The organism is Streptomyces sp. NPDC002602 (genome assembly GCF_042889445.1).
Taxonomy (GTDB): domain Bacteria; phylum Actinomycetota; class Actinomycetes; order Streptomycetales; family Streptomycetaceae; genus Streptomyces.
Map to the genome: position 1 here is coordinate 211867 of NZ_JBIAQX010000001.1, position 17347 is coordinate 229213.

At 72.5% G+C, this 17347-nt stretch carries 16 protein-coding genes; 12 read left to right on the forward strand and 4 right to left on the reverse strand.

Annotation, left to right across the window (positions count from 1 at the left end; genetic code table 11):
- Window positions 1-11: 11 nt before the first annotated feature.
- Complete coding sequence (locus ACFYW3_RS00800) at window positions 12-1343, forward strand: LLM class flavin-dependent oxidoreductase (RefSeq protein ID WP_389385136.1); 1332 nt, start codon at window positions 12-14, stop codon at window positions 1341-1343.
- A gap of 49 nt (window positions 1344-1392) precedes the next feature.
- Here the strand turns inward: ACFYW3_RS00800 and ACFYW3_RS00805 are convergent, their stop codons facing one another.
- Window positions 1393-2310 carry an NADP-dependent oxidoreductase gene (locus ACFYW3_RS00805; protein ID WP_351758732.1) on the reverse strand — a complete coding sequence of 306 codons (918 nt, stop codon included), beginning with the start codon at window positions 2308-2310 and terminating at the stop codon, window positions 1393-1395.
- A gap of 101 nt (window positions 2311-2411) precedes the next feature.
- The gene (locus ACFYW3_RS00810) at window positions 2412-3137 is read right to left on the reverse strand and encodes a DUF2470 domain-containing protein (protein ID WP_389385137.1); all 726 of its coding nucleotides are present in this window, start codon (window positions 3135-3137) and stop codon (window positions 2412-2414) included.
- Window positions 3138-3363: 226 nt separating this feature from the next.
- Here ACFYW3_RS00810 and ACFYW3_RS00815 point away from each other — a divergent pair, with 226 nt between their 5' ends.
- From ACFYW3_RS00815 to mmuM, 6 genes are all read left to right on the forward strand, one after another.
- Window positions 3364-3759 (forward strand): cell division protein SepF, encoded by a 396-nt coding sequence (locus ACFYW3_RS00815; protein WP_053684615.1) that lies wholly within the window; start codon window positions 3364-3366, stop codon window positions 3757-3759.
- A gap of 66 nt (window positions 3760-3825) precedes the next feature.
- Entirely contained in the window at window positions 3826-5076 is a 1251-nt protein-coding gene (locus ACFYW3_RS00820; RefSeq protein ID WP_389385138.1) for an ATP-binding protein, read from the forward strand.
- The gene (locus tag ACFYW3_RS00825) at window positions 5073-5444 is read left to right on the forward strand and encodes a nucleotide pyrophosphohydrolase (RefSeq protein WP_389385139.1); all 372 of its coding nucleotides are present in this window, start codon (window positions 5073-5075) and stop codon (window positions 5442-5444) included. The genes ACFYW3_RS00820 and ACFYW3_RS00825 overlap by 4 nt, the downstream gene beginning before the upstream one ends.
- 122 nt (window positions 5445-5566) lie before the next feature.
- Entirely contained in the window at window positions 5567-6052 is a 486-nt protein-coding gene (locus ACFYW3_RS00830; RefSeq protein WP_267801125.1) for a DUF6099 family protein, read from the forward strand.
- Window positions 6053-6407: 355 nt separating this feature from the next.
- Complete coding sequence (locus ACFYW3_RS00835; RefSeq protein WP_351758743.1) at window positions 6408-7331, forward strand: LLM class F420-dependent oxidoreductase; 924 nt, start codon at window positions 6408-6410, stop codon at window positions 7329-7331.
- A 14-nt stretch (window positions 7332-7345) separates the two neighbouring features.
- The gene (gene mmuM / locus ACFYW3_RS00840; protein WP_389385140.1) at window positions 7346-8254 is read left to right on the forward strand and encodes a homocysteine S-methyltransferase; all 909 of its coding nucleotides are present in this window, start codon (window positions 7346-7348) and stop codon (window positions 8252-8254) included.
- A 36-nt stretch (window positions 8255-8290) separates the two neighbouring features.
- Here the strand turns inward: mmuM and ACFYW3_RS00845 are convergent, their stop codons facing one another.
- The gene (locus ACFYW3_RS00845) at window positions 8291-9199 is read right to left on the reverse strand and encodes an excalibur calcium-binding domain-containing protein (protein ID WP_389385141.1); all 909 of its coding nucleotides are present in this window, start codon (window positions 9197-9199) and stop codon (window positions 8291-8293) included.
- Window positions 9200-9373: 174 nt separating this feature from the next.
- On the opposite strand from ACFYW3_RS00845, the gene ACFYW3_RS00850 reads away from it, so the two are divergent.
- The 5 genes from ACFYW3_RS00850 (at window position 9374) to argF (ending at window position 16643) form a co-directional block, all read left to right on the forward strand.
- A complete protein-coding gene (locus ACFYW3_RS00850) occupies window positions 9374-10882 on the forward strand; it encodes a 3' terminal RNA ribose 2'-O-methyltransferase Hen1 (protein ID WP_389385142.1) in 1509 nt (502 codons plus the stop codon).
- Complete coding sequence (locus ACFYW3_RS00855) at window positions 10879-13488, forward strand: polynucleotide kinase-phosphatase (RefSeq protein WP_389385143.1); 2610 nt, start codon at window positions 10879-10881, stop codon at window positions 13486-13488. The genes ACFYW3_RS00850 and ACFYW3_RS00855 overlap by 4 nt, the downstream gene beginning before the upstream one ends.
- A 195-nt stretch (window positions 13489-13683) precedes the next feature.
- Window positions 13684-14187, forward strand: coding sequence for a hypothetical protein (locus ACFYW3_RS00860; protein ID WP_351758754.1), 504 nt, complete (start codon window positions 13684-13686; stop codon window positions 14185-14187).
- A gap of 76 nt (window positions 14188-14263) precedes the next feature.
- Window positions 14264-15490 (forward strand): arginine deiminase, encoded by a 1227-nt coding sequence (locus ACFYW3_RS00865; RefSeq protein ID WP_389385144.1) that lies wholly within the window; start codon window positions 14264-14266, stop codon window positions 15488-15490.
- A gap of 130 nt (window positions 15491-15620) precedes the next feature.
- Entirely contained in the window at window positions 15621-16643 is a 1023-nt protein-coding gene (gene argF, locus ACFYW3_RS00870) for an ornithine carbamoyltransferase (protein WP_351758760.1), read from the forward strand.
- A gap of 138 nt (window positions 16644-16781) precedes the next feature.
- Here the strand turns inward: argF and ACFYW3_RS00875 are convergent, their stop codons facing one another.
- A complete protein-coding gene (locus tag ACFYW3_RS00875) occupies window positions 16782-17219 on the reverse strand; it encodes an ATP-binding protein (RefSeq protein WP_351758763.1) in 438 nt (145 codons plus the stop codon).
- Window positions 17220-17347 lie beyond the last annotated feature (128 nt).

The following is a 17347-nucleotide window of genomic DNA, read 5'->3' on the forward strand; positions in this document are numbered from 1 at the left end:
GAGGAACCGACATGACCGCTCCCCGCACCCTCCACCTCAACGCCTTCCTGATGAACGCCGGTCACCACGACGCCGCCTGGCGACACCCGGACAGCAGCCCCGAACGCGTCACCGACCTGCGCTACTTCCAGGAGCTGGCGCGCACCGCCGAACGCGGACGACTCGACTCGATCTTCTTCGCCGACGGCCTGGCCCTGTGGGGCAAGGCCCGCTACAACGCCCTCGGCGGGTTCGAGCCGCTGACCCTCCTCTCGGCCATCGCCGCCGTCACCGAGCACATCGGGCTCATCGCGACCGTCTCCACGACCTTCAACGAGCCGTTCCACACGGCCCGCAAGTTCGCCTCGCTCGACCACATCAGCAACGGTCGCGCCGGCTGGAACATCGTCACCTCCGGCACCGTCGACGAGGCCCGCAACTTCAACCAGGACGAGCACCTCGCACACAACCTGCGCTACGACCGGGCCCGCGAGTTCCTGGACGTCGCCGTCAAGCTCTGGGACAGCTGGGAGGACGACGCGATCGTCCTCGACAAGGAGCGCGGCGTCTACGCGGACACCGACAAGCTGCACCCGGCCGCCCACCGGGGCGAGTACTTCGGTGTCGCCGGCCCGCTCAACGTGCCCCGCTCACCGCAGGGACACCCGCTCCTCGTGCAGGCGGGTTCCTCCGAGGACGGCAAGGAGTTCGCCGCGCAGTACGCCGAGGCGGTCTTCACGGCGCAGCAGACCCTCGCCGACGGCCAGACCTTCTACAAGGACCTCAAGTCCCGGCTGGCGCGTTACGGCCGCGCCGAGAGCGACCTGCTCGTCCTGCCCGGCATCGCCCCCGTCATCGGCTCCACCGAGGCCGAGGCCAAGGCGCTGGAGCAGCAGCTCACCGACCTCCAGGTCCCCGAGTACGGGCTGGCCCAACTCTCCGGGATGCTCGGCGTCGACCTCTCGGGGCACCCCCTCGACGGGCCGCTGCCCGAGCTGCCCGAGGAGAGGGACATCAACGGCAACAAGAGCCGGTTCACGCTCGTCGCCGAACTCGCCCGGCGGGACGGTCTGACCCTGCGCCAGTTGATCGCCCGGCTCGGCGCGGGACGCGGACACCGGGTCTACGCCGGCACGCCCGAGCAGATCGCCGACCAGCTCCAGGAGTGGTTCACCCAGGGCGCCGCGGACGGCTTCAACATCATGGCGCCGGTCCTGCCGACGGGCTTGACCGCGTTCGTGGACCACGTCGTGCCGATCCTCCAGAAGCGCGGTCTCTTCCGTACGGAGTACACCGGCACCACCCTGCGCGAGAACTACGGCCTCGCCCGCCCGGCCAACCGTCACCTCGCGCCGACCGCGTGAGCGCGCCCGCCGCCCGGGGTCGACGCCCGGGCGGCGGTCCCGGGCGCCGTCACACGGTCAGGACGATCTTGCCCCGGGTCCTGCCGGAGGCGCTCAGTTCCCAGGCCCGGGCGGCCTCGGCCAGCGGCAGGGCGTGCGCCACCTCGACCGTCAGCCGCCCGGCGTCGGCCAGCTCGGCCAGGAAGGTCAGGTCGGCGGTACTGGGCCGTACCCACGGCTGGTGCGCGCCCTTGGCGGCGGCCTCCTGGTCGGCCAGGGAGGACACCCGGTCACGCTTCTTGACCAGCGACTGGAGGAGTTCCACCCCGTCGCCGTGGAAGTCGAGGCCCGCGTCGACACCGTCGGGTGCCAGCGCGCGGATCCGCTCCGCCAGCCCCTCCCCGTACAGCACCGGCTCGGCCCCGAGCCCGCGCACGTAGTCGTGGTTGTGCGCGCCGGCCGTGCCGATGACGCGCAGACCCAGCGCGACCGCGATCTGCACGCCCAGCGAACCGGTGCCGCCCGCCGCGGAGTGGATGACGACGGTCTCGCCCGACTCGGCCCCCACGCGCAGGAGCGACTGGTAGGCGCTGAGGCCGGCCAGCGGGAGGCCGGCGGCCTGCTCGAAGCTCAGCGAGCGGGGCTTGCGGGCGAGGGTGCGCACGGGTGCGGCGACGAGTTCCGCGTACGTGCCGAGCTGTACCCATTCCTTGCGGACGTAGCCGTACACCTCGTCACCGACGGCGTGGTCGAAGGTGTCGGGGCCGACCGCCTCGACGACCCCCGCGACGTCCCAGCCGGGTATGACGGGGTAACGGACCTCCAGGACGGGGTCGAGGTATCCGAGGGCGAGTTTCCAGTCCACCGGGTTCACCCCGGCGGCCTTGACCCGGACGAGGACCTCGCCCGGTCCGACCTTTGGCTCCGCCACGTCGGTGAGTTCGAGGTTCTCGACGGGTCCGTACGCGCTGTAAGTGATGGCCTTCATGATCGTCGCCAACCCGGTTCCCGCGGGACTCTATTCCCGGGCCGCGCCAAACCTCCGGAGAACTCGTCTGCTCCTCAAGGGAGTTCGGGTACGGCGCGGGTTCAGGCGGGCAGCGTGTTGCGGTGCGAGCGCCGTCGGGCCGCGCTGAGCAGGGCCTGGATCTGCGCCCCCGACTGTTCGACGTCGTCCAGGGGGGAGGGGAAGGACAGCCGCGCGTCACGGTGACCGTTCGCCTCCTCCAGCCGCAGTGTGATGCCGTACCGGTCCAGGGCCAGCGGAAGCGCGCGCACCACGGCGGCGGCGGGCGCCGGGCGGACCAGCCGCAGCAGCAGGGTGACCAGTTCGGGGTGGTCGTCCAGCAGGTGGGTGAGCATCCCGGCCTCGTACGGGGCGAGCGGGTCGGGCCAGGCCTGGTCCAGCTCCTCCAACCCGATGTACGAGGTCCCCTCGGCCGTCTCCAGGACGGCCTGGCCGTACTCCACGCAGGTGCTCTCGGCGCTGTTCTCGGTGTAGGGGGTGAGCAGGTGCCCGATGACGGTGACCCGGGCGCGGACCCGGTCCCGTACCGGGGTCGGGGCGATGTCGGTGAACTCCAGCCGGATGACCGGCCGGTCCTCGGCGGCGGCTGCGGCCCCTTGGCCGGCCGCGGGGGCGGCGGGGTGCAGGTGCAGCCGACCGAGCAGGTCTTCGCCCTCCATCTGGTGGACCTCGCTGCGCAGTCCGTCCGTGACCACGGTCATGGAGTGGGCGGCGGCCAGGATCGACCGGACCCGCTCGGCGTCGGTGGGCGCGGCGGCGGGCGTGGCAGGGGCACCGGACATGCGCATGCGGATCTCTCCATCGTCCGAAGGTTAGGTATGCCTAACCTAACCCATTCGTCCCGTGGGGAGTACCCCACGCCCCGGTCGACCCGACGGCTCGGCGATTTGTTCGGGTGAAGATTCGGGTCTCGCGGCGGCGCGCCCCGACGCTCGCCGTGTCGGTGTTGGGCTGAACGGGTGAAACACGAGAGGATGGCCCGATGCACATGAAGCGCACGGCCGAGGCGGCCCGGTGAGCAGGTACGACGTCACGGACGAACAGTGGGAGGGACTCGCGCAGGTGGTCCCCCTGCGCAGTCGCAACGAGTGGCCCTCCCGGGTGGACCACCGCACGATCCCCACGGCTCCCGGGGCGTCGGCGGCGGAACAGCGGCGCTTCGTCGTGATCCGGGTCCAGATCTTCGCGGACGCGCGGGAGGTGGCCGAGTATCTGATCGCCCAGATCCCGGTGCTGCTGGACCTCACGGGCGCGGACACCGAGGTGGCCAAGCGGATCCTGGACTTCAGCAGCGGCGTCGTCTTCGGGCTGGGCAGCGGGATGCACCGGGTCGACCGGAACGTCTTCCTGCTCGCGCCGGTCGGCACCGAGGTCGAGGGCATCGCCGCGGCGGCCGTCCCCCGATCGTAGGAAGGTCCGCGCGACGGAACGGTTCGCCGGTGCCGAGGGGTCACCGGCGGCCGTACCGTCCGGCGCATGGAAGCCACTGCGGGCACAGGGTTGGCCGAAGCCCCCGCCGTCGACGCCTCAGCCACCGGAGCCCCCGTCGCCGAATCCCTCCCCCGTGACACCCCCGGGGTATCCGCCCCCGCGCGGCCCGTCGCGCACCAGCGGCCCGCCGTCACCGAGTTGCGGCTGTCCGCCTTCGGCCCGCACCGCTCGGCCGCCTTCCCGCTCGGCCCCGTCACCCTGTTCGCCGGACCCAGCGGCAGCGGCAAGTCCCAGGCCCTGAGCGCCTATGAGGCGCTGGCCCACCTCGCCTCCGGGGCGACACTGGAGTCCGTGTTCCCGGACCCCTCGGCCCGGGTGCCCGAACGGGCCGTGCCCGACGCGCAGCGCCGACGCGGATTCCGGATCGGCTGCACCGTCGACGGACCCGCCGGACCGGTCCGGCTCGACCTCGCCGTCCAGGCCGAACCCACGCTCCGCGTCGTCGGCGAACGGCTCGCGCAGGACGGGCAGATCCTGCTCGGCACCGCCCTGCGCGACCCCGGCCGACGCTCCGTGCAGGCGAGCTGGCTGACCGGCGGGACCGTCGGTGTGACCCGCGCCCCACTGCCGGACGACCGCCTCGGAACCGCCCTGCTGCCGCTGCGCGTCGCCGGGGCCACCCCCGGGCAGCGGCGCGTCCTGACCGCCGCCGAGCAGGTGGTGGTCGCGCTGCGCTCCGTGTTCCCCTGCGACCCCCGCCCGGAGCGGATGCGGGCCGCCGTCCCACCCGGCGCCGGCAGGCTCGCCCGCGACTGCGCGAACCTGGCCGACGTCCTGCGCCGCACCCGTCACGAATGCGGCACCCGCCACGCCCTCTTGGCCGAGGCCGCGCGCACCGGCTGCGCGGGACCGGTGGCCGGGCTGACCGTACGGGACCTGTCGGACGGCTCCGTCGCCGCGCTGCTGGACCGGGGGCCCGGCCGACCCGGTACCGGCCTGGACCGCCTCGGCTCGGGCGAACTGCGCTTCCTCGCCCTGGCGCTCGTCCTGCTGACCGGGCCCGGGGTGCTGGCCATGGACCCGGTCGCCGAACTGCTGTCCGCGCGGCAGGCCCTGACCGTGCTCGCCGACGACCTGGACCGCGGGCTGGACCGGCGGCAGAGCGCCGAACTGCTGCGACTCGCCCAGCTCTGCTGCGCGCGCGGCCAGGTCAGGCTGGTGGCCTCCGTCGGGGAGGGGTGTGCGGGAACCGCGCGCGGACTCCCCGGCGTCTCGGTGGTAGACCTGGTCCCATGAGTGACACGCAACCCCGGGAAGAGCGCCTGTACCTGCTTCAGCGAAGGCTCGCCGAATTCGCGGAGGCCCGTGACTGGGCCCCGTACCACACACCCAAGAACCTGGCCGTGGCGTTGAGCGTGGAGGCGTCCGAACTGGTCGAGATCTTCCAGTGGTTGACGCCCGAACAGTCGGCGCGGGTCATGGAGAAGCCGGAAAGCGCGCACCGCGTGGCCGACGAGGTGGCCGACGTGCTCGCGTATCTGCTGCAATTCTGTGAGGTCCTCGGGGTGGATGTGCTGGACGCGCTCGCGGCGAAGATCGAGAGGAACGAGCTCCGTTTCCCGGCACCGGGCGGTTCGAGCCGGAATCGTCACTCTTCGGAGTGATGGCGTCGTCCACAACCATGTTTGTGTCCATAGATTTCCGAATACCCCTGGCTTTACTGGCTCGTTGCCTTCACTCTGGGTAGTGAGGAACGGTGGGATGTCGTGCGGACGGGGGACGGCATATGGATGCGGTACGGCTCATCGCGGCCGGCCGGCACGCGCTGGCACAGAGCGGGGCTGCGTGGGACATCGTGGGCGAGGCCTGGCAGGCCCAGGCGCTCGCCCAGGGGATAGGGAGTTGGCTGGCGGTCACCGGGCCGCCGGAGCTCAGAGCGGAGTCACGGGGACTGGGAGAGGCAGGTGGCAGAGGCTGCGGAGTACTCGATCGCGCGGCACTGCGGGGCGAGGGCAGCACGCCCGAGCTGCCGCCGAGAGCGGCGCAACTGGCCGGGGTGGCGGATGTCCGGCAGGCGCTGCTGGGGCTCCAGGCGCTGCTCGGCGAGGTCGGCATAGCACTGGTCGGGGTGGCCTGTGGAACGGACGACGAGGGTCTGTACTGGCAGTGCATCGAGTCCATCGACGCGGCCGACGAGTCGAGCGACCGGGTGCGGGCGATACTGCGCAAGATGTCCGTCCGGGAGCGGGGTTCCGCCTCGGGCGTGTCCTGAGCGACGAGGCTCCGGCGGTGGTGCGACGAGGCTCCGGCGGTGGTGCGGCGGTGGTGCGGTGGTGATGCGGCGGTGGTCCCGTGGGGTGTCGGCGGGGTGCCGGGCGGGGTTTCCGGCCGGGGTGCCGGGCCGGACTTCCGGGGCGTGCCGCTCCGAGCGGGACTTCCCGGGCGGGCGCGCGGGCCGGGCGGTGCGCGGGCCGGTCGGTGCGCGGGGCGGGTGGTCCGGATCCGTCCGGGCGATGATCGCCGTCCGGGCGACGATCACCGTCCATCCCGGTCGTCGGCGGGGCCGGGATGGACCGTCCGGTTGACGGAGATTCACCCGGGCGGGGCCGGAGGGGCAGGATAGGAGCATGGACCTGCGCATTTTCACCGAGCCCCAGCAGGGTGCGAGCTACGACACCCTGCTGACCGTCGCCAAGGCCACCGAGGACCTCGGCTTCGACGCCTTCTTCCGCTCCGACCACTATCTGCGGATGGGGTCGGCCGACGGCCTGCCCGGTCCCACCGACGCCTGGATCACCCTCGCGGGCCTGGCCCGCGAGACCAGCCGGATCCGGCTGGGCACCCTGATGACGGCCGGCACCTTCCGGCTGCCCGGTGTGCTCGCCATCCAGGTGGCCCAGGTCGACCAGATGTCCGGCGGCCGTGTCGAACTCGGCCTGGGGGCGGGCTGGTTCGAGGACGAGCACAAGGCGTACGGGATTCCCTTCCCGGCGGAGCGGATGGCCCGACTCGAAGAGCAGTTGGCCATCGTCACCGGACTGTGGGCCACCGCGCCCGGGGCCACCTTCGACCATCGGGGCACCCACTACCAGGTGGAGAACTCCCCGGCGCTGCCCAAGCCGGCCCAGGCCAAGGTGCCCGTCCTCATCGGCGGTCACGGAGCCAAGCGCACACCGCGTCTCGCGGCCCGGTACGCGGACGAGTTCAACATGCCGTTCGCGTCGATCGCCGACAGCGAGCGGCAGTTCGGTCGGGTCCGGGCCGCAGCCGAGCAGGCGGGCCGGAAGCCCGGAGAGCTCGTCTACTCCAACGCGCTCGTGGTCTGTGTGGGCAGGGACGACGCCGAGGTGGCCCGCCGTGCCGCGGCGATCGGCCGTGAGGTGGACGAGCTCAAGGCCAACGGCCTGGCCGGTTCACCGGCCGAGGTCGTCGAGAAGATCGGCGCGTACGGGGCCATCGGCGCCTCCCGGATCTACCTCCAGCTCCTCGACCTCGACGACCTCGACCACCTGGAGCTGATCTCCGACCAGGTGCTGTCCCAGCTCGGCTGAGGGAGGCGGACCCGATGCCCCGTGCCCGCTCCCCGCTCGCCGAAGCCCTGGCCGGCGCCCCCGTGCTCCTCGACGGCGGGCTGAGCAATCAGCTCGCCGCCGAGGGCTGTGACCTGTCCGGCGGCCTCTGGACGGGCCGGGTGCTCGCCGAGCGACCGGACCTGATCGAGGCCGCCCACACGGCCTACGCGCGGGCCGGAGCCGAGGTGCTGATCACCGCGAGCTACCAGGTCGGGTACGAGGCATTCGCCGCGCGGGGGTACGGGCGGGACCGGACCACGGCCCTGCTGGGTCGCAGCGTACGGCTGGCCGCGGCCGCCGCCGAAGCCGCCGAGCGGGACGTCTGGGTGGCCGCGAGCGTGGGGCCGTACGGGGCGGTGCTCGCGGACGGTTCCGAGTACCGGGGGCGCTACGGCCTCGGGGTGCGCGAACTGATCGACTTCCACCGGCCCCGCATCGAGGCGCTGTGGGCGGCGGAACCCGACGTGCTGGCCCTGGAGACCGTCCCGGACGCCGTCGAGGCCGAGGCGCTGCTCACGGTCGTGGCGGAGACGGGCGCCGCCGCCTGGCTGAGCTACACGCCGGCCGGCGGCCGGACCCGGGCCGGGCAACCGCTCGCCGAGGCCTTCGCCCTGGCCGCCGGGGCGCCCGGGATCATCGCGGTCGGGGTCAACTGCTGCGACCCGCGGGACGTGCTGCCGTCCCTGCGGGCCGCGGCCGAGGCCACCGGGAAACCACTCGTGGCCTACCCGAACGACGGCTCCGTGTGGGAGGCCGACACCGACACCTGGCAGGCGCCGGCCACGCCGGCCCCCTGGCCCGTGGAGGACTGGCGCGCCGCAGGCGCCCGACTCGTCGGAGGTTGCTGCCGCATCGGCCCGGCCGAGATCGCGTCTCTGGCCGGGCGGCTGCGGGAGGGGTAGCACGAAACAGGCCTGGAGGGCGCCCCGCCCGGAGGGCTACTCGCAGGCGATGCCGTCGCCGTCCCGGTCGAGGTGCCTGCTGTAGCCGGGGTCGCCCCGCCGGATGGGGGCGGCGCCGGCGGCCCGCACGGCGGCGCAGTTGCGGTAGTAGACGTCTCCGCCGCCGGTCGAGGAGCCGCCATCGGTCGAGGAGCCGCCGCCGGTGGAGGAGCCCCCGGTCGTGGTCGACGATCCGCCGCCGGTCGAGGACGAGCCGCCGCCTGTGGTGGACGAGCCGCCGCCTGTCGTCGAGGAGCCCGAGTTCGACGCCGAGCCGGAGCCCGTGCCGTTCGAGTCGTCGGCGGGCTCGGTGGGCGTCGGCTTCGGCGTCGGCTTCGGGTGGAGCACGGCGCCGACCGACGCCGGGCAGGCGGTGCCCGGTGCGACGAGGTGGACGTCCGTGCCGGCCGTGTTCGCGCCGAGTCGCGTGCCCGCGCCCAAGCCCTGGAAACAGACGAGCCAGGTGGTGTGGTCCGCGGGGAGGGGGACGTCCGCGTACGCGCTGCGCGCGGTCAACTCGCCCTTGATCAGGGCCTCGACCGCCTTCTCCGCCGCGCCGAACGGCTTGCCGACGACCGCCGGCATCACGGGCTCGGCGCTCGGGGTGGGCGTGGGGCTCGGGCTCGCCGAGGGGGTGGCGGCGGGGGAGGTCGTGGCGACCGCGGCGGCCTTCGGCTTCGCGTCGTCGACGGGCTCCTTCGGCGGGTCCGACAGCATGATGATCAGGAACCACACACCGGACAGCACGGTGGCGACGATCTTCTGTGTCCGGTTCCAACGGCTCGTCCAGGCGAGGACGATGCCCGCCGGGGGCAGCAGGACCAGGGCGCCGATGATCAGCGCGGGGTGCTGCCACCACCGTCTGACGGGGTGGGCGGGCGCGTAGGCGTGGGGCGGTGGGTACACGGGTCTCCCGGGATGCGCGTGGGCCGAATGGCGTTCGAAGAAGCGACAATGCCAAAGCGCGCCGGCCGGTGTACGGGGAATGAGACGGAAGGCCGATCGAGCAGGGGGAGCGGCGTTCCCCCACGACCGGAATTCCGTTGTCCGGGAAGACGTGATCCGCACATACTCGACCGCATGTTCCTGACGATCTCCACGACCGGCACCCCCGTACGCCCCGCCACCGACCTGGGCTTTCTGCTGCACAAGCATCCCGGGAAGGCGCAGGCGTTCTCCACCTCCCACGGCACCGCGCACGTGTTCTACCCCGTGGCGTCGGACGAGGAGTGCACCGCGGCGCTGCTGCTGGAAGTGGACCCCGTCGCACTCGTTCGCCGCGGGCAGGGCAAGGGGCGGGGCGGAGCGCCCGACGCGGCCCTCGCGCAGTACGTCAACGACCGTCCTTACGCCGCTTCCTCACTGCTGGCCGTCGCGCTCAGCGGGGTCTTCCGCAGCGCCCTCAAGGGGCAGTGCTTCGCCCGCCCGGAGCTGCCGGAGCAGACCCGGCCGCTGCGGATCGAGATCCCGGCGCTGCCCGCCCGCGGCGGGGAGGAGTTGGTGCGCCGGCTGTTCGGCCCGCTGGGGTGGGAGTCCGTCGGCGTGACGCGCGTACCCCTCGACGAACGGTTCCCCGAGTGGGGCGACTCCCGGTACGTACGGCTCGTGCTGGAAGGCGAGTTGCGCCTGGCCGACGCGCTGCGCCAGTTGTACGTCCTGCTGCCCGTGCTGGACGACGCCAAGCACTACTGGGTGGCGCCCGACGAGGTGGACAAGCTGCTGCGCGCCGGTGACGGCTGGCTGGCCGGCCATCCCGAGAACGGGCTCATCACCGCCCGCTACCTCGCCCGCCACAAGAGGCTCACCCAGGATGCCCTGGAACGCCTGGAGTTGGTCCGCCTCGCCGAGGTGGACGGCAGCGAGGTCGAGGAGATCGACAACGCGGTGGACGAGACGAAGGACACCGAGGAACGTCCGGTGCCGCTCGCGGTGCGACGTCGCGATGCGATCCTCGATGCGCTGCGCGCCGCCGGTGCGGCCCGCGTCCTCGACCTGGGCTGTGGCCAGGGGCAGTTGCTGCAGGCCCTGCTCAAGGACGTGTCCTTCACGGAGGTCGTCGGGGTGGATGTGTCCATGCGGGCGCTCGGCACCGCCGTCAAGCGGCTGCGGCCGGAGCGGATGGGGGAGCGGCAGAGCTCCCGACTCACCCTCCTCCAGGGCTCCCTGGCGTACACCGACAAGCGGCTGGCGGGCTATGACGCGGCCGTCCTCAGCGAGGTCATCGAGCACGTGGACCTGCCCCGGCTGTCCGCCCTGGAGTACACCGTCTTCGGTGCGGCCCGCCCGCGCACGGTCCTGGTGACCACCCCGAACGTCGAGTACAACGTCCGCTGGGAGTCCCTGCCCGCCGGGCACGTCCGGCACGGCGACCACCGCTTCGAATGGAGCCGCGAGGAGTTCCGCGCCTGGGCGGACCGGGTCGCCGCGCGGCACGGCTACTCCGTCACCCACGCGCCCGTCGGGGACGAGGACCCGCAGGTCGGGCCGCCGACCCAGATGGCCGTCTTCACCCGCGAGGACACCGCCGCGGCCGACGCGCCGCACACCCACACCCACACCCACACCCCGAAGGAGGGCGAGGCAGCATGACCACCGAAGACGGCACCACCGCCGCAGAAGACGGCACCACCGCCACCGAAGACGGCGCCACCACCACCGACCGGGGGCGCGTGCTCCCCGTCACCGATCTGTCCCTCGTCGTGCTCATCGGCGCCACCGGATCGGGCAAGTCGACCTTCGCCCGCAAGCACTTCAAGCCGACCGAGGTCATCTCCTCCGACTTCTGCCGCGGCCTGGTGGCCGACGACGAGAACGACCAGAGCGCGAGCAAGGACGCCTTCGACGTCCTGCACCACATCGCCGGCAAGCGGCTCGCCGCGGGCCGCCTCACCGTGGTCGACGCGACCAGCGTGCAGCAGGAGTCCCGCCGACAGTTGGTCCGCCTCGCCCGCGAGCACGACGTCCTGCCCATCGCCATCGTCCTCGACCTGCCCGAGGGGGTCTGCGCGGAACGCAACGCCGCCCGCCCCGACCGGGCCGGGATGCCGCGCCAGGTCATCCAGCGGCACCGGCGCGAACTGCGCCGCTCGCTGCGCGGACTGGAGCGCGAGGGTTTCCGCAAGGTCCACGTCCTGCGCACCGTCGAGGAGGTGGAGACGGCCGAGGTCGTGCTGGAGAAGCGCTTCAACGACCTCACCCACCTCACCGGCCCCTTCGACATCATCGGCGACGTCCACGGCTGCGCGTCCGAGCTGGAGACCCTGCTCACCAGACTCGGCTACGAGGACGGGGTCCACCCCGAGGGCCGCACCGCCGTCTTCGTCGGCGACCTCGTCGACCGCGGCCCGGACAGCCCCGGAGTCCTGCGCCGCGTCATGGGCATGGTCGGCTCGGGCAACGCCCTGTGCGTACCGGGGAACCACGAGAACAAGCTGGGCCGCCACCTCAAGGGATCCGACGTCCGGCGGACCCACGGCCTGGCCGAGACCATCGAGCAGCTCGCCCGCGAGCCGGAGGAGTTCGTCCGGGAGGTCCGCACGTTCATCGCCGGTCTCGTCAGCCACTACGTGCTCGACGGCGGCAGGCTGGTGGTCTGCCACGCGGGGTTGCCGGAGAAGTACCACGGCCGCACCTCCGGCCGGGTCCGTTCGCACGCCCTGTACGGCGAGACCACCGGCGAGACCGACGAGTTCGGCCTGCCCGTGCGCTACCCGTGGGCGGAGGACTACCGGGGCAAGGCCGTCGTGGTCTACGGCCACACCCCGGTCCCGAACACGTCCTGGATCAACAACACCATCTGTCTCGACACCGGCGCGGTCTTCGGCGGGAAGATGACCGCCCTGCGCTGGCCCGAGCGCGAACTGGTCGACGTACCGGCCGAGAAGGTCTGGTACGAGCCGGTCAAGCCGCTCGCCGCCGAGACCCCGGGCGGACACGACGGACGTCCGCTGGACCTGGACGACGTCATCGGCCGCCGGATCGTCGAGACCCGGCACCTGGGCAACGTCAACGTGCGCGAGGAGAACGCGGCGGCGGCCCTGGAGGTCATGAGCCGCTTCGCGGTGGACCCGCGGCTGCTCCCGTACCTGCCGCCCACGATGGCGCCCACGGCCACCTCGCGGCAGGAGGGCTACCTGGAACACCCCGCCGAGGCCTTCGAGCAGTACCGCAAGGACGGCGTCGAACGGGTGGTGTGCGAGGAGAAGCACATGGGTTCCCGCGCCACCGTCCTGGTGTGCCGGGACGCCGGGGCCGCCCGTGAGCGGTTCGGTGTGGACGGCCCCACGGGCTCCGTCCACACCCGCACCGGGCGCCCCTTCTTCCACGACCCCGAGGTCACCGAGGAGGTGCTCACCCGGATCCGTCGGGCGGTCACCGACGCCGGGACGTGGGAGGAACTCGACACGGACTGGCTGCTCCTCGACGGGGAACTGCTGCCCTGGTCGCTGAAGTCCACCGGCCTGCTGCGCAACCAGTACGCCGCCGTGGGCGCCGCCTCCCGTGCCGTGTTCCCCGACGCCCTCGCCGCACTGGAGGCGGCCGGGGCCCGGGGCGTGGACACCGCCGCGTTGACCGCCCGCCAGCGCGAACGGGCCGGCGACGCGGCCCTGTTCACCGACGCCTACCGGCGCTACTGCTGGAGCACCGACGGGCTGGACGGCGTACGGTTCGCGCCGTTCCAGGTCCTGGCGGCCGCCGGGCGCTCGCTGGCCGCCGTGCCGCACGACGAGCAGTTGGCCCTCCTGGACCGGCTCGTCGCCGCCGACGAGGCCGCCGGCACCGGGCTGTTGCGCGGCACGGGCCGGATCGTGGTCGACACCGGCGACGAGGCCTCCGTGCGGGCGGGCACCGACTGGTGGCTGGACCTCACCGCCGCCGGCGGCGAGGGGATGGTCGTCAAACCGCTCGTGGCGTACGCCAGGGACGGCAAGGGGCGCCTGGTCCAGCCGGGGGTGAAGGTGCGCGGGCGCGAGTACCTGCGGATCATCTACGGTCCGGAGTACACGCGCCCGGACAACCTGGAGCGGCTGCGCGGGCGGTTCCTCGGTCACAAGCGTTCGCTCGCCCTGCGCGAGTACGCCCTGGGACTGGAGGCGTTGGACCGGCTGGCGGCCGGTGAGCCGCTGTGGCGGGTGCACGAGGCGGTGTTCGCCGTCCTGGCGTTGGAGTCGGAGCCGGTCGACCCGCGACTGTGACACCGCGCGCGCCGGGCCGCCCGCACGACGCGTAGAGCAAGGCCCCCGCACGGCGCGTAAAGCAAGGGCCCCCGTACGGCCTCGAATTAGGTCGTATGGGGGAACTTTCGCGGAGAACTCCGGGAAAACCACCGGCGGGATCGTTCATCCAGGGCAGCGGAACGTCCGCGACCCCGAAAGGACGGAACCCCACCTATGAAGATGACCGCGCGCGGAAGCATTGCGGCGCTCATGACCTGTCTGGCGGCTGCCGGCGCGGCCACCCCGGCCCTGGCCGACGCGGTACCCGTCGCCGTCCCGCTCGAGGCCGTCGAGACCACGCTGGGCGTGGACACCCCGCGTGTGGCCACCGGTGTTCCGGTGCCGGTCGTCGGCGCCCCCGAGGCCCCGCGCCACCACAAGGGAGACCTGCTTCCGGCCCCACTACTCCCGGTGGTTCCGATCGGCACCGACCTCGGTCACACCCTCGTCACCTCCCCGGTGCCGAACCTGGCGGGCAGCCCCGAGACGGACGGCGAGGGTTCGGTGGAGGCTCCCTCGACCACCCTGCTCGCCAAGAGCCCCGGCGCGGTGATCGGCGCCCCGCTGAGCATGCCGGACGGCAGCAACCACGGGCTCCCGCGGCTCACCGCCCCGAAGCTGGGTCTGACCGCCCCCGAGCTCACCGGTGCCCCGGCGGCGCTTCTCGGCCTGCGCTGAGGGCTTCTCGGCCTGCGCCGAGGTCGCTGAGCCGACGCCAGGTCAAAAAGCCGCCCGGTCTGGGAATGTGTACGGCATGGGATTCCATGTCGACTCCGAGACCGGGCGGCTTCGCCGCGTCATCCTCCACCGGCCCGACCTGGAGCTGAAGAGGCTCACACCAAGCAACAAGGACGCCCTGCTCTTCGACGACGTCCTGTGGGTGCGGCGCGCCCGCCAGGAACACGACGGCTTCGCGGACGTGTTGCGCGACCGGGGCGTCGCGGTGCACCTCTTCGGCGATCTGCTCCGGCAGGCCCTCGACATCCCGGAGGCGAGACACCTCGTCCTCGACCGGGTCTTCGACGAGAAGGAGTACGGGCCGCTGGCCACCGACCACCTGCGGTCGGTCTTCGACGGGCTGTCCGCGCACGCGCTCGCCGAGGCGTTGGTCGGCGGGATGACCAAGCGGGAGTTCCTGGACGCGCACGCCGAGCCGGTGTCGGTCCGCTTCCACGCGATGGAGCTGGACGACTTCCTGCTGGGACCGCTGCCCAACCACCTGTTCACCCGGGACACCTCCGCCTGGATCTACGACGGGGTGTCCATCAACGCCATGCGCTGGCCGGCCCGGCAGCGCGAGACCGTCCACTTCGAGGCGATCTACCGGCACCACCCCCTCTTCACCTCCTCCGGCGCCTTCCACTACTGGTCGCAGGGGCAGGCCGACTACCCCTCGACGATCGAGGGAGGCGACGTCCTGGTCATCGGCAACGGCGCCGTGCTGATCGGGATGAGCGAGCGCACCACCCCGCAGGCCGTGGAGATGCTGGCGCGCGGACTGTTCGCCGCCGGGTCGGCGACCACCATCGTGGCGCTGGACATGCCCAAGCGGCGGGCCTTCATGCACCTGGACACGGTGATGACGATGGTGGCCGCAGATACGTTCACTCAGTACGCGGGACTGGGCATGCTGCGCTCCTACACGATCGAGCCGGGATCCGAGGCGAGCGAACTCAAGGTGACCGACCACCCGCCGGAGCACATGCACCGGGCCATCGCCGCCGCGCTCGGACTGGACTCGATCAAGGTGCTGACCGCCACCCAGGACGTGCACTCGGCGGAGCGGGAGCAGTGGGACGACGGCTGCAACGTGCTGGCGGTGGAGCCGGGGGTCGTGATCGCGTACGAGCGCAACGTCACCACCAACACCCATCTGCGGCGGGAGGGCATCGAGGTGATCGAGATCCCGGGCAGCGAGCTCGGGCGGGGGCGGGGCGGGCCGCGCTGCATGAGCTGCCCGGTGGAGCGGGACCCGGTCTGACGTCTGCCGGAGGGCGGCGGGGGCGGTGACCTGCCGGGGGGTGCGCCGTACATCGATGCGGCTGTATATCAATGCGGAGGATCGTATAGACTTCCAGCATCCCCTGTCAGTGTCACCCTGGAGTGTCCCCATGGCCACCGAACTCGTCGGCCGCAGTTTCCTCAAGGAGCTCGACTTCACCGCCGCCGAGTTCCGCGGCCTGATCGAACTCGCCGCCGCCCTCAAGGCCGCCAAGCGGGCCGGGACCGAGCGGCGCCTGCTCCAGGGGCGCAACATCGCGCTGATCTTCGAGAAGACCTCCACCCGCACCCGCTGTGCCTTCGAGGTCGCCGCCGCGGACCAGGGCGCCCACACCACCTACCTGGACCCCACCGGATCCCAGATGGGACACAAGGAGTCCGTCAAGGACACCGCCCGGGTGCTCGGCCGGATGTTCGACGGGATCGAGTACCGGGGCGACAGCCAGGAGATCGTCGAGGAACTCGCCGCGTACTCCGGCGTGCCCGTCTTCAACGGCCTCACCGACGACTGGCACCCCACCCAGATGTTGGCCGACGTGCTCACCATGACCGAGCACTGTGCCAAGCCGCTGGAGCGGATCACCTTCGCCTACCTCGGCGACGCCCGCTTCAACATGGGCAACTCCTACCTGGTGACCGGCGCGCTGCTGGGCATGGACGTGCGGATCGTCGCGCCCCGCGCCTACTGGCCCGCCGAGTCGGTGGTGGCCGCGGCCCGCGACCTCGCGGCGCGCAGCGGCGCCCGGATCACCCTCACCGAGGAGATCGCCGAGGGCGTGGCGCAGGCCGACTTCGTCGTGACCGACATCTGGGTGTCCATGGGCGAGCCCAAGGAGGTCTGGGACGAGCGGATCGCGGCCCTGGCCCCGTACGCGGTGACGATGGACGTGCTGCGCGCCACCGGGAACCCGGACGTGCGGTTCCTGCACTGCCTGCCGGCCTTCCATGACCTCGGGACGGCGGTGGCGCGGGAGATCCACGAGCGGCACGGGCTGGAGTCCCTGGAGGTGACGGACGAGGTGTTCGAGTCCGAGCACTCCGTGGTCTTCGACGAGGCCGAGAACCGCCTGCACACCATCAAGGCCGTGCTGGTCGCGACGCTGGCCAAGCCGGGAGCGGATCTCCCCGCATAGTCATGCGGATCGCGGATCGCGGATCGCGGATCGCGGATCGCGGATCGCGGGTCGTGGGTCGTGGATCGCTGGGCCCGGGTCGCGGGACCCGGGTCGCACGGTTCCGGCCGTGTGCTTCCCGCGGGCCGCGCCGCCTCGTCACGCGTGCCGGCGCGCGGCCAGCGTGAACCACACCGCCTTGCCGTGCTCGGTGGGCCGGTGGCCGCAGGCGGAACTCAGCGTCCGGATCAGCAGCAGGCCCCGGCCGTGCTCCTGCCAGGGATCGGGGTGCGCGTCGTCCCGGCGGGTCACGAGATCGCCCGGGGGGCGGGGGTCGCCGTCGTGCACCTCGACCTGGCAGCCGTTCGCCAGCAGCTCCACGACCAGTTCGATCGGGGCCCGGCCCGCGGTGTGCTCGACGGCGTTGGCGACCAGCTCGGCGGTCAGCAGCTCCGCGGTGTCGCTGTCCGCGGACGGTTCGACGTCGGCGAGGGCGGTACGGACCAGGGCGCGCGCGAGGGGCACGGCGGCGGCCGTGTGCGGCAGGGCGATCCGCCAGGCGGATGGGTCGGGCAAGGCGGGGCTGTCCTTTTCCATGGGAGGCGGGCCGGGGGTGGGTAACTCCCGGTTTCAACGATACGAACCCGAAGTGTGGCCCCGTAGGGCACCCCGTCCGAAACGCGGGGGGACCAGTGCCACGGGCGGCGGGGACCTTCGGCGCGGGG